Origin of the sequence: Variovorax sp. 38R, from assembly GCF_014843395.1 — a bacterium.
Taxonomy (GTDB): domain Bacteria; phylum Pseudomonadota; class Gammaproteobacteria; order Burkholderiales; family Burkholderiaceae_C; genus Variovorax; species Variovorax paradoxus_H.
Window position 1 is genome coordinate 6,024,661 of sequence record NZ_CP062121.1, and the last position, 14,403, is coordinate 6,039,063.

The following is a 14,403-nucleotide window of genomic DNA, read 5'->3' on the forward strand; positions in this document are numbered from 1 at the left end:
GTCAAAAGGGGTCAGGCGGCGGCCAACAGCGGGCCTTGGGCGTGGTTCAGTGCGAGGTCGAGTGCATCGAAGTTGCGCAGCCGGCGCGTGCTCGCGATGCCCGCGACGGGGCGGTTGCAGATCAGGGGCACCTTCTGCTCCGACACGCCACCGTGCGAGCGCAGCGGCACTTCGAGCGCCGACAGGTCGTGGCGCGTGGCCGAGGTGCCGATGACGGTGCTTTGCTCGCTGACCACCACGATGTCGCCGATGCGGTCCGGCGGCAGCTCGAAGCGCTGCGCAGCGTCCTTGCGCGAGAGCACGAACTGCATGCCGGGGATGCGCTGGATGCGGTCGATCCAGCCGGGCACCTGGTTCTCGTCCGGCACGTACACGGTGGCGAAGGAGCCGAGCGCACCGTGGTGCACGACGTAGGGGTCGGTGATCGGCAGGATCACGCGCGCGCGGCCCGGGCCGTACCAGTCATCGAGCACGTCCTGCAGGTAGATGACGTTGGGCGAACCGTCGGCGCCGTGCTTGTCGTTCATGCCATGGTCGGCCGTGAGCACGATGGTGGCGCCGAGCGCATCGAGCTGCGCGAGGTAGCCGTCCATCATGGCGTAGAAGGCATTCGCTGCGGGGCTGCCGGGCGCGGCCTTGTGCTGCACGTAGTCGGTGGTCGACAGGTACATCAGGTCGGGGCGCTGCGATTCCATCAGCTTGACGCCGGCGGCGAACACGAACTCCGACAGTTCCGCGCTGTACACCGAAGGCACCGGCATGCCGACCATGTCGAGCACGTTGTCGATGCCGTTCTCTTCCATCGTCACCTGGTCCGACTTCTCCGACGAGAAGCAGATGCCCTTCATCTTGTGACCCAGCAGCTTGCGCAGCTTGTCCTTGGCGGTGATCACTGCGAGCTTGGCGCCTGCATCGGCAAACGCAGCCAGCACGGTGCCGGCGCGCAGGTACTTGGGGTCGTTCATCATCACTTCCTGGCCCAGCTCGCGGTCGAAGAAGTAGTTGCCGCAGATGCCGTGCACGGCCGGCGGTGCGCCCGTCACGATCGACAGGTTGTTGGGGTTGGTGAACGAGGGCACGACGCAGTCGGCGAGCAGGTCGGCGCCGCCCTTGCGCATGGTGTCGAGGTAGGGTGCGACGCCGGCGGCAATGGCCGCATCGAGGTAGGCCGGCTCGCAGCCGTCGACGCAGACGACGACGACCGGGCGGACCATCCAGCGGTAGCTGCGGCCGTTCACTTCGAGGGAATCGGATTTCATGAAGGGGTACTCCTTGGCAAGTTGTGTGTAGGGGTGCGACGGCTTCAGCGGCGGATGAACAGCGCGATGAAGGCGCTGATGAGGCAGCTGCCCGCGACGATGGGGAACACCACCGAGGTGGTGCCCGAGACGTCCAGCATCCGGCCGATCAGCGGTTCGCCCAGGCCGGCCAGCAGGTACGAGAAGAAGTTCATGACACCGGTGGCGGTGCCGGCGCGCTTGGCACCCACGAGGTCGGGGCACAGGGCCCAGAACGACGAGGCCGGGCCGTAGACGAAGAAGCCTGCGAGGAACAGCAGCCCCAGGCCGAAGATGCTGGTGGGCAGCAGGTACATGCCCATCGAGGCGACGGCGCCCAGCAGCATGTACAGCACGATGGCCTTGTAGCGCTTGGAGCCGAACACCTTGTCGGAGATCCAGCCGTTGGTGAGCGCGCCGAAGGCCATGCCGACCGGCAGTGCCACCGAGATCCAGGCCGGGTCGATCATGCCGTCGGCGGCCTTGGCCCAGTCCTTGCCCAGGAAGTGCACCGGCACCCAGACGATGAGGCCGTAGCGTGCGGCGTTCTGGAAGCCGATGGCCAGCGCGGCGATCATCAGCTTGGGGTTGCTGAGCACGGCCTTGTAGCGCGACCACGAGCTTTCTTGCGGCTCGCCGTCGGCCACGGCGACCTGGGCTTCCTGCGGGTTGTTGTTGGCCACGCCGGTGTCGGGCGACTTGAAGCCCATGTCTTCGGGCCGTTCACGGGCGATCAGGTAGAAGGCGATGCCGCCCACCAGCATCAGCAGCACGGGGAGCCGGAAGATCCAGCGCCAGTCGAGGTGCAGCACGTTGACGACGATGATCGAGGTCACGAACGACAGCACCGAGGCGCAGCCGGCGGCGAACACATAGAAGCCGTAGACCTTGCCGCGCTCGCCCGCGCCCCACCAGTTCGACAGCAGCCGGCTGCCCGGTGCCCAGCCCAGGGCCTGGAAGTAGCCGTTGATGCCCCACGGAATCGCCAGGCTCTTGAAGCCGACCGCGAAGCTCACGACCCAGTTGGCGGCGCACGAGAGGATGGCGCCGGCCGTCATCACGCGGCGTCCGCCGAACTTGTCGCCCAGGTTGCCGTTGATGGCCTGCCCGACGGCATAGCACCACAGCAGCGAGGTCGAGGCCCAGCCCAGCATTTCCTTCGAGAGGCCGAACTCCTTCTGGATGCCGGGGATGGCGAAGCCGAAGGTCTGCCGCCCCGTGTAGAAGAAGAAGTAGCAGAACATGGCCGCGAGCAGCATCCGCCACTGCGCCTTGCGGAATGAATTGTCGAGGGGAGGCACGTAGGTGCCCGCCTGCAGGATGGGATTGGCCGCTTGCATGGTATGTCTCCTTGTCTTGACGGGCGTGGGGCCCGTGGGGCCGGCTCGAAATGGCCGGCATCGCTGTCTGTCTTGCCTAACTGACTCTCTTGTCTCGCTGCGCAGTCCCTGCCTGTCAGGCCAACGCCGCCGCGCCGATGAAGTTCTTGCCGCGCGCGCCGTCCATGGCACGCGCGATCATGGCCGCCGCTTCGCTGTCCGCCACGCCATAGTCGGCAAACTCGGTCTTCACGCCAAGCCCCTGCAGGAATGCCCGCAGGCGCTGTGTGGCGGTCGCCAGGTCGGGGCCGAAGATCAGCTGCAGCGTCTGGTCGCGGTCGGGTGAGCGGGCCCAGGCTTTCTCCAGCACGAGCGGCAGCGTGAACGAGCACGCGATGCCGTGGGCCAGGCCGTGGCGCAGCGTCATCTCGTAAGAGATGGAATGCGCCAGCGCCGTCTTGGTGTTGGAAAACGCCATGCCGGCCTTCAGCGCGGCCAGCGCCATGCGCTCGCGCAGGTCGAGGTTGCCCAGGTCTTTGAGCAGCGCCGGCAGGCAGTCGAAGATGTCGCGCACGGCCGAGACGGCGAAGGTGTCGGAGACCGGGTTGGCGTTGACGTTCCAGATCGCTTCGAGCGCGTGCGAGAGCGCGTCGAGCCCCGTCGACACCGTGGTGCCCGCCGGCACCGAGAGCATGAGCTCGGGGTCGACGATGGCGGCCTCGGGCCAGGTGGCGTCCAGGTGCAGCGAGTATTTCTTCTGGTTGCCGGCATCCCAGATGGTGGCCCAGGGCGTCACCTCGCTGCCGGTGCCCGCCGTGGTCGGCACGGCGATCAGCGGCTTGACGCTGGCGGGCACGAAGGGCTTGCCGGTGGCCAGCAGCGCGACGAGCTCGTCGAACTGCCCGTTGGCCGTGCCCACCATCAGGGCCTTGGCCGTGTCGATGGCGCTGCCGCCGCCCACCGCCACGATGGCGTCGCAGGATGCGTCCGATTGCCAGAAGCGGTTGTACAGGTCGCGCAGGTGGGCGACATCGGGGTTGGGGCGCACGTCGTCGATGACGGTGACGAGGGCGTCGCCCAGCAGCGCCTGCAGGCGGTCGACCAGGCCGAGCCCGCGGGCCTCGGGGAAGGTGACGAGCGCGACGCGGCGGCCCGCCAGGAGCGAGGGCAGCCGTTCGAGGCTGCCTCGCCCGGAATGAATGGACACGGGGTTGCGGTAAGCGTGGGGCATGTTTTTTGTCTCCGGTTTCTGTCTGGGCCGCAGTGTCGAAGCGGCGCACCGGGGCGTCCAATCGCATTTCGCGCGTGCAACCGGTCCAAAACCGATGGATGCCTTGGGGAAAGCCTGCATAGGCGCGGGCGCCGAATCTGAGAGAGGCTCGGCGCACGCCCCCGGCACCGACGCCCCTCACGATCGCCCCATGTTTCACCAGTACTACAAGTGGATCCGCTGCTTCCACGCCGTCGCCAAGACCGGCGGCTTCACCACGGCCGCGCGCTACCTGCACATCGGCCAGCCCACCGTGACCGACCAGGTCAAGGCGCTCGAGGAGCGCTTCAACGTCGAGCTGTTTTTGCGCAGCGGGCGCGCCGTGCGGCTCACGGCCGCGGGCGAGCAGCTGTATGCGATCACGCAGGGCCTGTTCGGGCAGGAAGAAGAAGCGATGCAGTTCCTGCAGCGCGCCCACAAGCTGCGCACGGGGCTGGTGCGCGTGGGCGCGGTGTCGCCGCCCATTGCGCTGGAGCTGGCGCGCAGCTTCAAGCGCAGCCACGCCGGGCTCGACCTCACGGTGTCGATCGGCTCCGAAGCTTCCACGCTCAGCGGGCTGCAGGACTTCGACATCGACGTCGGCATCCTCGTCGAGCCGCCCGAGATCGAAGGCCTGTACCAGGTGCCGTACCGCGTGGAGCGCATCGTGGCCGTGGTGCCCGCGAAGCACCCGTGGGCGAAGAAGCGCACCATCGCCACGCGCGACATCGCCGGCGAGCCGGTGATCCTGCGTGAGCCCGGCTCCAAGACGCGCCACCGCGTCGAGCGCGCCTGCGCGCAGCAGGGCGTGCAGATGAACTGCGTGATGGAGATCAACAGCCGCGAGGCCATCCTGCACGCCGTGGCCAACGGCATGGGCGTGGGCTTCGTGACGCAGATCGAGTGCATTCCGCTGCCCGGCCTGAAGGTGGTGGAGATCGACGACGACGAGCTCTCGATCAGCTACTCGCTGTGCTGCCTGGCGGTGCGCAAGGACCGGCCGCTGATCCGCGCGCTGTTCGACGTGGCGCAGCAGGGCGACGACACGGCGACCGACTGAGCGGGGTTTCGTCACGGGCGGCACACCCCGCGGCGGGCTTCTTCGCTATCCTGCCGTCTGGCCTCAGACGAAGGATCGACCTTGAACTTGCACCCCGCCCTCCAGGACGCCGCCGCGCGCGATTTCGGCACCCTTGCCGACCTGGTCCGCCTCCACGCCCAGCACACGCCCGATCGCCCCGCGCTGGCCGATGCGCAGCAGACGCTGGACTACCGCGCGCTCGACGCGCTCATGGACCGCATCGCCGCCGCCCTGCAGCGCGACGGCCTGCGCGCCGGCGACGCCATCGCGGTCTGCGCCGCCTCGTCGGTGCCCTATGCCGCCGTGTTCCTCGGCGCGCTGCGCGCGGGCGTCGCGGTGGCCCCGCTGGCCCCCGGCTCGGCGCCCGCCAGCCTGGCCCGGATGATCAGCGACGCCGACGCGCGCCTGCTGTTCACCGACGCCTCGGCCGCCGAGGTGGTGGGCGCCGCACAGGCCAACGGCCTGCCGCACATCGCGCTCGACGGCTCCGACGTCGGCCGTGCCCTCGACGACTGGCTCGCAGCACCCGGCACGAAGCCGGAGCCCGTCGACGCGCAGCCCGGCTGGGCCTTCAACATCATCTATTCGTCGGGCACCACCGGCGAGCCCAAGGGCATCGTGCAGGGGCACGGCATGCGCTGGTCGCACATCCAGCGCGGCGCCAAGTACGAGTACGGCCCCGAGACGGTCACGCTGCTGTCGACGCCGCTGTACTCCAACACCACGCTGGTGGTGTTCTTCCCCACGATCGCCTTCGGTGGCTGCGTGGTGCTGATGCCAAAGTTCGACGCGCTGGGCTACCTGCAGCTGGCCGAGCAACACCGCGTGACGCACACCATGCTCGTGCCGGTGCAGTACCAGCGCCTGATGGCGCACCCGCGCTTAGACGCGCACGACCTCTCGACCTTCCGCCACAAGTTCAGCACCAGCGCGCCCTTCAACGCGGCGCTCAAGGCCGACGTGCTCAAGCGCTGGCCCGGCGGGCTGGTCGAGTTCTACGGCATGACCGAAGGCGGCGGCACCTGCATCCTCGAGGCGCACCTGAACCCGACCAAGCTGCACACCGTGGGCCAGCCCGCGCCGGGCAGCGACATCCGCCTGATCGACGAAGAAGGCAACCAGCTGCCGCGCGGCGACACCGACGTGGCCGGCGAGGTGGTGGGCCACTCGGCCGGCATGATGACCGGCTACCACCGCCAGCCCGAGAAGACGCGCGAGGCCGAATGGTTCGACGCCACCGGCAAGCGCTTCATCCGCACCGGCGACGTGGGCCGCTTCGACGCCGACGGCTTCCTCACGCTGTTCGACCGCAAGAAGGACATGATCATCAGCGGCGGCTTCAACATCTACCCGAGCGACCTCGAAGGCGTGCTGCGCGGCCATGCGGCGGTGGCCGACGTGGCGGTGGTCGGCGTGCCGTCCGAGCAGTGGGGCGAGACGCCCGTGGCCTTCGTGGTGCGCCGGGAAGGCGACGCCACCACCGAAGACGCGCTGCTGCAGTGGGCCAACGCGCAGGTCGGCAAGACGCAGCGGCTGGCGCGCCTGCGCTTCATCGACGAGCTGCCGCGCAGCGCGATCGGCAAGGTGCTCAAGCGCGAGCTGCGCGACCTGAGTGCCTGAGTGCCTGAGTGAGCGCATCCCCGATCGCTGACACCGCCGCCCCGCCCGAACAGGGCGGCGGCAACGGCCTGCTGTGGGTGCTGGTGGCCGTCGCCGTCGTGTTCGCCTTCGTGCGCCCGCGCGCGCCGATGGACTGGCTGCAGCTGGTCGACTGGCAGACCGTGGGCGCGCTCGCGGGCCTGCTGGCCATCACGCAGGGCGTCGAGAAGAGCGGCATGCTGCAGGCCGCCGCGCGGCGCCTGCTGGCCCACACGCACAGCGAGCGCGGCCTGGCCATGGCGCTCACGGCCACGGCCGCGCTGCTGTCCGCACTGGTCACCAACGACGTGAGCCTGTTCCTGCTGGTGCCGCTCACGCGCGTGCTGGCCGTGCAGGCGCACCTGCCGCTGGCGCGGCTGGTGGTGCTGCAGGCGCTGGCCGTCAACGCGGGCTCGGCGCTCACGCCCATCGGCAACCCGCAGAACCTGTACCTGTGGCACCGCTCGGGCGAGAGCTTCTTCGGCTTCATGGCCATGATGGGCCCGACCGTGGCGATCATGGGGTTCTGGCTGTTCGTCGCCGTGTGGTGGCTGGTGCCGCGCACGCCGATCGCGCTGCGCGAGGAGGAGACCGAAGCCGCGCCCGTGCAGCCGCGCCTGCTGGCGCTGGCCGGCGTGCTGTTCGTCGGCTTCGTGGTCGCGCTCGACCGCCACTGGCTGCTGCCCGGCCTGGGCGTGGTGTTCGGCGTGCTGCTGCTCACCTACCCGCGCGTGCTGCGCGGCATCGACTGGGCGCTGCTGGCGATCATTGCGCTGATGTTCGTCGACCTGCGCCAGGCCGCCGAGCTGCCCGCCGTGGCGGCGCTGCTGGGTCACTGGCCCATCGGCGAAGGCTGGCGCGCCTACCTCGCGGCCATTGCCGCCTCGCAGGTCATCAGCAACGTGCCAGCGGCGATCCTGCTCGACCACTACGTGCACGACCTGCCCGCGCTGGCGGCCGGCGTGAGCGTGGGCGGCTTCGGCTGCGTGCTGGGCTCGCTGGCCAACCTCATCGCGCTGCGGCTGGCCAAGCTGCCGCACGGGCTGCGCGAGTTCCACCGCATCAGCATTCCGTTTTTGCTGGTGTGCGCGGCCTCGGCGCTGCTGCTGCGGCTGGGGTGATGACAGGCGGCGGGGCGGCGCGGACAATCGCTCCCGCCATGCACACGCCCGCCCCCGTCCTCTCATTGCGCGACTACACCCAGTCGCGCGGCAGCCATGCGCACGACCACTTCCAGGTGCTGCTCGGGCTCGACGGCGTGCTCGAGATCGAAGTCGAAGGCCGCGGCTCGGGCATCGGCACGGGCCAGGCCCAGGTGGTCGCGCCCGGCGACCGTCACGACTTCGAGGCCCGGCGCGGCGGCAGCGTCTGCCTCGTGCTCGACACGCCGCATGCCCCGTGGGCGCGCTGCGTCGAACAGCCGCCGTCCGATGCGCCCCGGTTGCATGCGCTGGCCCGCTACCTCGCGCACTGCCTGCAGCAGCCGCAGCACGCGGCCCTCGCCCTGCAGCACGGCCCGGCCCTGCTGCTCGAAGCCTGGGGCGTCGCCCCGTCGGTCGCAGACACGCGCCGCCGCCGCATCGACTGGCCGGCCCTCGCGGCCTGGGCGCAGGCGAATTGGCACCGCCCGCTGGGCGTCGCCGACCTGGCCGAGGTCGCCTGCCTGAGCCCCAGCCAGTTCGCGCAGCGCTGCCGCGAAGAGCTGGGCCAGAGCGCGATGCTCTGGCTGCGCACGCTGCGGCTGGCCCATGCGCGCGCGCTGCGGCTCGAAGGCCTGAGCGTGGCCGAGACGGCGCGCCGCACGGGCTACCGGTCGCCGTCGGCGCTGACCGCCGCACTGCGCCGCTGACTTTGTCTTTGCATGTCTCCCTCCCCCGCTGGGGGAGGGCAGGGGTGGGGGCACGACGGCCTCCGAAAAAAGCGCGGCGCCTCATCGAAGGCCTGCCCCCATCCCCACCTTCCCCCAGCGGGGGAAGGTGTAACACCAGACCGTCGTTGCGCGACGACGCACCGCCATCGCGCGACGACCGCCTCACGTAGCCTCGGCTCCATGCCCGCCACCTTCTACGCCCTGCTCGCCATCGCGCTGTGGGCCACGCTCGCCGCCTTCGGCACCGCGCTGTCGCACCTGCCGCCGTTCTTGCTGACCGGGCTGGCGCTGATCATCGGCAGCGTGCCGAGCTGGCCGCTGGTGCTGCGCGACCGCCGCGCCTGGCGCGTGCCGCCGCGCACGCTGGCGCTCGGGGTGTACGGCCTCTTCGGTTTCCACTTCCTGCTGTTCATCGCGCTGCGGCATGCGCCGCCGGTCGAGGCCAACCTCGTCAACTACCTCTGGCCGCTGCTCATGGTGGTGTTGGCGCCGGTGCTGCTGCCGGGCGTGTCGCTGCGCCCATTGCACGTGGTGGCGGCGCTGCTGGGCTTCGCAGGCGCGGCCATCGCGATCCTCGGTGCGCGCAGCGGTGGCGCTGCGCTGCCGGGTGCGCCCGCCACGTACTGGGGCTTCCTGCCCGCGGCCGGCTCGGCCTTCATCTGGGCCAGCTACTCGCTGTGGACGAAGCGCGTCACGCCCTTCCCGACCTCGGCCATCGGCCTGTTCGGCCTGGTGTCGGGCATGCTCTCGCTGGCCTGCCATGCACTGCTGGAGCCGTCGGTCGCGTTGTCGGCGAAAGACGGGCTGCTGGTCGCGCTGTGCGGCCTCGGCCCCTTGGGCGCGGCGTTCTTCGTGTGGGACATGGCACTCAAGCGCGGCGACGCGCGGCAGATCGGCATCCTCAGCTACCTCACGCCGCTGGCCTCCACCGCGCTGCTGCTGGCCGTGACCGGCCGGGCGCTCACGGCCAGCATCGCGCTGGCGGCGGCGCTCATCATCTCGGCCGCGGTGATGGGCACGCGTGCGAAATGAGACAAATCAGGGCGATGCCCGACAGAGCTTGTCGTTTTTTGTGGCTAGAGTGGAGGCTCAGGAAAAAGGAGTCACCCCCATGGATCAGAAGAACAAAAAGACCGAGGATTTCGAGATCACGCCCAAGCTGGTGTTCGACATGAACCTGGCGCTGTACCTCGACCTGGTGGCCGCGCTGGAGGGCGCGGGCGCCGTCACCTACCGGCAGATGGCGGCGCGGGTCCTGAACATCAGCATGGACGCCCGCACCGACGGCGACACCAACCTGTCGACCGTGCTCGAAGGCATCGCCCAGGGCTTTGCCGGCCACGGCGACGGCCTCTCGATCGAACTGCTGAAGGCCGCGCGCGGGCTGCGGGAGGACGATGCGATGGGGGATATTCCGATGCGGCCTGTCGACGATTGAGGTTCGGGGCGCCACGGCGCCCCTTTCAGTTACTCCTCGGCGACCTGGAGGACCAGCTTGCCGAAGTTCTCCCCCGCGAACAGCTTGTTCAGCGACTCGGGGAAGGTGTCGAGCCCCTTCACGATGTCTTCCTTGCTCTTCATGCGGCCGTCCTTCAGGTAGCCGGCCATCTCGGCGATGGCAATCGGGTAACGGTCGGCGTAGTCGAACACCACGATGCCTTCCATGCGCGCGCGGTTCACGAGCAGGCTCAGGTAGTTCTTCGGGCCGGCGGCCGGCATGCTGTTGGCGTTGTTGTACTGGCTGATGGCGCCGCAGATGATCACGCGGGCCTTGCGCGCCAGGCGTGCCAGCACCGCATCCAGAATCTCGCCGCCGACGTTGTCGAAGTAGATGTCCACGCCCTTCGGGCAGTGGGCCTTGAGGCCTTCGCGCACGGCGCCCGCGCCGGCCTTGTAGTCGATGCAGGCATCGAAGCCCAGCTCCTTCACCACCCAGTCGCACTTGGCGGCGCCGCCAGCGATGCCGACCACGCGGCAGCCCTTGATCTTGGCCAGCTGGCCGACGGTCTGGCCCACGGCGCCAGCTGCGCCCGAGACGACGACGGTTTCGCCTGCCTGGGGCATGCCCACGTCCATCAGGCCGAAGTAGCCGGTCATGCCGGGCATGCCCAGCACGTTGAGCCACTGGGTGATGGTGCCCACGCGCAGGTCGATCTTCACGAGGCCGTTGCGCTTGATCTGGTCTTGCGGCACGAGCATGTATTCCTGCACACCGAGCGTGCCGTACACGGTGTCGCCGACGGCGAACTGCGGGTTCTTCGAGGCGATCACGCGGCCGATGCCGCCGGCGCGCATGACCTCGTCGATGGCGACAGGCGGGATGTAGCTCTTGGCGTCGTTGAGCCAGCCGCGCATGGCGGGGTCGAGCGACAGCGACAGCGTCTTGACCAGCACGCCGCCCTCGTCGGGCTGGGCCACGGGCTCGGTGCTGAAGCGCCAGTGCTCGCGCGTGGCCGTCCCCTCGGGGCGCTTGGCAAGACGGACCTGGTGGTTGGTGAGGGGGCTGCTCATGGTGTCTGTCTCCTTGACGTGGATGTGCCGGGCGTCGGCGATGCAGGCGCATCGTAGTCGCGGGGCAAGGCCCCGCGCGTAGCGCAGGCGACAGCCCGCCCTGCCCCTTTTGCGCCTTCTGCGGCCCTGCTATGGAAGCAGGAGCAGCCCGTACACCGCCGCCGTGGCGACGCCCAGCACGGAGGCCACGGCGCCGATGCGCCGCGCCCAGGCGGGCCGGTAGCTCACGAGGCCGACCACCACGAGCGCGGCGGCCGTGAGCGCGCCCAGCCACAGCACCCAGCCCATGGCCGGCCCGCGCAGGCGCAGGGCGGCGACCAGCGAGAGAAGAAGCAGCACCGCGCCGCCCAGCTGCTGCCAGGGCCGCGACGGGCCCGGCGTGCGGCCGCGCCCGTGGGCGTCTTCGTAGTGCCGGTCCATCGCCAGGCTCAGCGTGACGAAGCCGCCGAGCGCGGACGCGAACAGGGCGCACACCAGCGCGAAGGTGCTCATTGCAAGCCCCCCCGCGCCGGAAGCCCCGCCCTCACCGGACGACGAAGCTCAGCGTGGCGACGTGGCGCGTCTGCGTGTAGGGCTTGCCGTCCCAGCTGCCCTTGCCGTCCTTGTCGGTGTGGTTCACCTCGACCACGTATTGGCCGGGCCAAGGCGTCTGCAGCGTGACCTTGCCGGCGTCGTCGGTGGTGAACTTCTTCTCCCACTTCGGCGGGCCGAACACGACCACCTCGGCCTTGGGCAGCGGCTTGCCTGCGAGCAGCAGCGTGAAGCTGTTGCTGTTGGCGGCCTGCGGCACGAGCTCGAGCGTGTGGCGCGCGACGGTCTCGGTGCGGCCGGTGCGTGCCTGGTAGAGGCTCGCCACGCCCTTGTCGCTGACGTAGGCGCCCACGAGGCGCGCGTCGCCGCTGGCGTCGGCCTTGACCACGAAGTGGTCGGCATGGCGCGTGGCGGGCGTCTCCTTGCCGTCGGCGGCGATGCCGCGCGGCGCGCTGACCAGCTTCAGGTGGCCGGACTCGGTCTCGCGCAGGTCGTCGGCCCATTCACCGAAATAGGCCTTGGCCTCGCCGCCCGCGGCGGGCTCGAGCCAGACGAAGTGGGCGTGCGCGGCGCCCGAGAAAACGAACGCGGCCGCCGCGAGGGTGGCAAGGGAGAACAGGGGTTTCTTCATGGTCGATGCTCCTAGGTTGGTTGATGGCATGGTTGAGACGGAATGGAAGGCGGGGTGTTCAGAACTTGGCGCGCAGGGTCACGCTCACGTTGCGCGGCTCACCCCAGAACACGGAGTCGTAGAAGCCCACGTTGCGGTAGTACTTCTTGTCGAAGACGTTGCGGATGTTCAGCTGCGCCGTGAGGTTCTTGTGGATCTCGTAGCTGGCCATGAGGCTGAAGACCGCGTACGACTTCTGCGAGATGCGCGGCAGCGGGTCCTTCATGCTGAACAGCGGCGGCTGGCCGTACCACGACTCGCCGTAGATGCCGCTTTGCGCCGTCATGTCGCCGCCGACCTTCAGGCCGCGCCAGGCGCCGCTGAAGCGGTAGGCGGTCGCAAAGCGCAGCAGGTGCTTGGGCTGGTTGGGCACGGCGCGCGCGCCCTTGGCGGTCTTCGCGTCCAGGTAGGTGTAGCCGGCGGTCACATTCCAGTCGGGTGTGATCTGGCCCGACACGTCGAACTCGAGGCCGCGCGCGGTCACGCCGTCGCCGCTGGCCACGTAGGCCTGGCCGCCGTCGGGCAGGCGGAAGCCGGCGGACACGCTGCGGTCGAGCTCGGCCAGGTTCTTCTTCTTGACCTGGAACACGGCGGCCGACGCATTGAGCGCGCCGCCGAAGTACTCGCCCTTCAGGCCCAGCTCGGCGCTGGTGCCGGTCTCGGGCGTGAGGTACTGGTCGTTGCGGTCTTTCTGGGTCTGCGGGCGGAACAGCGTGGTGTAGCTGCCATACAGCGAATGGTGCTTGTCCAGGTCGTAGACCACGCCGACATACGGCGTGACCTCGTCCTTCGATTCCGACCTGCCCGTCGTGCGCGTGTACTGCTGCGCCGTGTTGTAGGCGTGCGTGTAGCTGCGGTAGTTGCTCACGCGCGCGCCGACGATCACGCTCAGCGGGTCGGTGAGGCTGAAGCGGCCCGCCACGTAGCCGCCGTTGAGCTGCGTGAAGCCCACGCTCTTCGAGCCGTCGGCCAGGAAGATCGGGCGCGGGATGTTGCCGGTCCAGGTGCGGTAGTCGGGAATCGACAGCGAGAACGGCACGATCGAGCGCCCGCCCTGCGTGGTGTAGGTCTGGTTGCCTCCGTTCCATCCGGCGATGAAGGTGTGGCGCCGCCCGAACAGGTTGAAGGGGCCGGTGGCATAGAGGTCGAAGTTGTCGTTGACGTACTTGCCTTCGCCGTAGTTGCCGCTCCACAGCGACATCCCTGCGCCGGTGAAGCGGTTGGGGTAGCCGCCACCGCCATAAGCCACGGTGGTGTTGTTGGCGCTGGTGGTGCGCGCATAGCCCAGGTGCACCTTCCAGTCGTTGTCGAAGCGGTGCTGCAGCGAGACAAAAGTCGTGTGCTGCTTGTTGGCCCAGGTGCTCCACGGTGTGCTGAGGCTGGTGTTGCGCGGCAGATTGGCCAGCGTGCCGTCGTGGTTCCAGTACGGCACGGCGCCCCAGGTCGCGCCCGTGGGCTTGTTGTCCTGGAAGTCGATGCCGGCGGTGAGCAGCGTGGAGCGCGTGAGGTCGGCCTCGACGATCACCATGCCCACGGTTTTGCGCTCGTGGTACATGTCCATGTAGGAGTCGCGGTCCTGCCAGGCCAGCGCGGTGCGCGCGCGGATGCGGCCGTCGGCGGTGAGTGGCACCGACAGGTCGACCTCGGCGCGCTTATGGTTCCAGCGCCCATAGGTGAGCGAGGCGCTGCCCTGGAATTCGCGCGTGGGGCGCTTGCGCACCGAGTTGATGGTGGCCGACGGATCGCCCGTGCCGCCCATGAGGCCGGTGGCGCCGCGGATGACCTCGATGCGGTCGTACAGCACGGTGTCGGACAGCGGCGAATTCGGGCCGCGCGGCATGCCGTCGATCTGGAAGTTGTTGATCGAGAAGCCGCGCGCCGCGTAGTTCACGCGCTCGCTGTCGGCCTGCCCGACCATGATGCCGGTGGTCTGGCCCAGCACGTCGTCGATGCGGGCACTGCCCAGGTCGTCCATGCGCTCGCGCGTGATCACGGTCACCGACTGCGGCGTCTCGCGGATCGACAGGTCCATGCGGGTCGCGGTGGAGGCCTGCTCGGCGGTGTAGGAGCGGCTGCCCTCGGTGCGGCCGCTGCGGTCGCCCGACACGGTGACCTCGGACAGTGCCGCACCGCTGGCGGCCTGTTGTTGTTGCTGCTGCGCGCTGACAACGCCGCAGCAAAGCAGGGCGACGAGGGCCACGGGAGACCGCCGGAAGCGGGCGCGTGAAAACGAATGCTGGTTCATGGCATGAAGAAA

The 14,403-nt window shown here is 69.3% G+C and carries 13 protein-coding genes; 6 read left to right on the forward strand and 7 right to left on the reverse strand.

Annotation, left to right across the window (positions count from 1 at the left end):
• Positions 1-11 precede the first annotated feature (11 nt).
• The 3 genes from phnA to psrA form a co-directional block, all read right to left on the reverse strand.
• Positions 12-1,259, reverse strand: coding sequence for a phosphonoacetate hydrolase (gene phnA, locus IG196_RS27950; RefSeq protein ID WP_192193898.1), 1,248 nt, complete (start codon positions 1,257-1,259; stop codon positions 12-14).
• Positions 1,260-1,303: 44 nt separating this feature from the next.
• A complete protein-coding gene (locus tag IG196_RS27955; RefSeq protein WP_192193899.1) occupies positions 1,304-2,617 on the reverse strand; it encodes an MFS transporter in 1,314 nt (437 codons plus the stop codon).
• Positions 2,618-2,732: 115 nt separating this feature from the next.
• Positions 2,733-3,827, reverse strand: coding sequence for an iron-containing alcohol dehydrogenase PsrA (gene psrA, locus IG196_RS27960; protein ID WP_192193900.1), 1,095 nt, complete (start codon positions 3,825-3,827; stop codon positions 2,733-2,735).
• Positions 3,828-4,017: 190 nt separating this feature from the next.
• Here psrA and IG196_RS27965 point away from each other — a divergent pair, with 190 nt between their 5' ends.
• The 6 genes from IG196_RS27965 to IG196_RS27990 all read left to right on the forward strand — a co-directional run bounded on the left by IG196_RS27965 (position 4,018) and on the right by IG196_RS27990 (position 9,872).
• Positions 4,018-4,905, forward strand: coding sequence for a LysR substrate-binding domain-containing protein (locus IG196_RS27965; RefSeq protein ID WP_192193901.1), 888 nt, complete (start codon positions 4,018-4,020; stop codon positions 4,903-4,905).
• 87 nt (positions 4,906-4,992) lie between these two features.
• A complete protein-coding gene (locus IG196_RS27970; RefSeq protein ID WP_192197178.1) occupies positions 4,993-6,546 on the forward strand; it encodes a class I adenylate-forming enzyme family protein in 1,554 nt (517 codons plus the stop codon).
• 8 nt (positions 6,547-6,554) lie between these two features.
• A complete protein-coding gene (locus IG196_RS27975; protein ID WP_192193902.1) occupies positions 6,555-7,685 on the forward strand; it encodes an SLC13 family permease in 1,131 nt (376 codons plus the stop codon).
• A 38-nt stretch (positions 7,686-7,723) separates the two neighbouring features.
• Positions 7,724-8,413 (forward strand): helix-turn-helix domain-containing protein, encoded by a 690-nt coding sequence (locus IG196_RS27980; protein ID WP_192193903.1) that lies wholly within the window; start codon positions 7,724-7,726, stop codon positions 8,411-8,413.
• Positions 8,414-8,614: 201 nt separating this feature from the next.
• Positions 8,615-9,466, forward strand: a complete 852-nt coding sequence (locus tag IG196_RS27985) for a DMT family transporter (RefSeq protein WP_192193904.1) — start codon at positions 8,615-8,617, stop codon at positions 9,464-9,466.
• A 79-nt stretch (positions 9,467-9,545) separates the two neighbouring features.
• The gene (locus tag IG196_RS27990; RefSeq protein WP_101493857.1) at positions 9,546-9,872 is read left to right on the forward strand and encodes a hypothetical protein; all 327 of its coding nucleotides are present in this window, start codon (positions 9,546-9,548) and stop codon (positions 9,870-9,872) included.
• A gap of 29 nt (positions 9,873-9,901) precedes the next feature.
• On the opposite strand, the gene IG196_RS27995 is transcribed toward IG196_RS27990, so the two are convergent.
• The 4 genes from IG196_RS27995 to IG196_RS28010 form a co-directional block, all read right to left on the reverse strand.
• Positions 9,902-10,945: an NADP-dependent oxidoreductase gene (locus IG196_RS27995; RefSeq protein ID WP_192193905.1), complete on the reverse strand. Its 1,044-nt coding sequence runs from the start codon at positions 10,943-10,945 to the stop codon at positions 9,902-9,904.
• A 129-nt stretch (positions 10,946-11,074) separates the two neighbouring features.
• Positions 11,075-11,437, reverse strand: coding sequence for a DUF3325 domain-containing protein (locus tag IG196_RS28000; RefSeq protein ID WP_192193906.1), 363 nt, complete (start codon positions 11,435-11,437; stop codon positions 11,075-11,077).
• A 31-nt stretch (positions 11,438-11,468) separates the two neighbouring features.
• Positions 11,469-12,107 (reverse strand): DUF4198 domain-containing protein, encoded by a 639-nt coding sequence (locus IG196_RS28005; RefSeq protein WP_192193907.1) that lies wholly within the window; start codon positions 12,105-12,107, stop codon positions 11,469-11,471.
• Positions 12,108-12,165: 58 nt separating this feature from the next.
• Positions 12,166-14,346 carry a TonB-dependent siderophore receptor gene (locus tag IG196_RS28010; protein ID WP_192193908.1) on the reverse strand — a complete coding sequence of 727 codons (2,181 nt, stop codon included), beginning with the start codon at positions 14,344-14,346 and terminating at the stop codon, positions 12,166-12,168.
• Positions 14,347-14,403 lie beyond the last annotated feature (57 nt).

Coding starts and splice junctions, on each gene's coding strand:
- phnA (WP_192193898.1), bottom strand. CDS start 1,259: ATGAAATCCGATTCCCTCGAAGTGAACGGCCGCAGCTACCGCTGGATG.
- IG196_RS27955 (WP_192193899.1), bottom strand. CDS start 2,617: ATGCAAGCGGCCAATCCCATCCTGCAGGCGGGCACCTACGTGCCTCCC.
- psrA (WP_192193900.1), bottom strand. CDS start 3,827: ATGCCCCACGCTTACCGCAACCCCGTGTCCATTCATTCCGGGCGAGGC.
- IG196_RS27965 (WP_192193901.1), top strand. CDS start 4,018: ATGTTTCACCAGTACTACAAGTGGATCCGCTGCTTCCACGCCGTCGCC.
- IG196_RS27980 (WP_192193903.1), top strand. CDS start 7,724: ATGCACACGCCCGCCCCCGTCCTCTCATTGCGCGACTACACCCAGTCG.
- IG196_RS27985 (WP_192193904.1), top strand. CDS start 8,615: ATGCCCGCCACCTTCTACGCCCTGCTCGCCATCGCGCTGTGGGCCACG.
- IG196_RS27990 (WP_101493857.1), top strand. CDS start 9,546: ATGGATCAGAAGAACAAAAAGACCGAGGATTTCGAGATCACGCCCAAG.
- IG196_RS27995 (WP_192193905.1), bottom strand. CDS start 10,945: ATGAGCAGCCCCCTCACCAACCACCAGGTCCGTCTTGCCAAGCGCCCC.
- IG196_RS28000 (WP_192193906.1), bottom strand. CDS start 11,437: ATGAGCACCTTCGCGCTGGTGTGCGCCCTGTTCGCGTCCGCGCTCGGC.
- IG196_RS28005 (WP_192193907.1), bottom strand. CDS start 12,107: ATGAAGAAACCCCTGTTCTCCCTTGCCACCCTCGCGGCGGCCGCGTTC.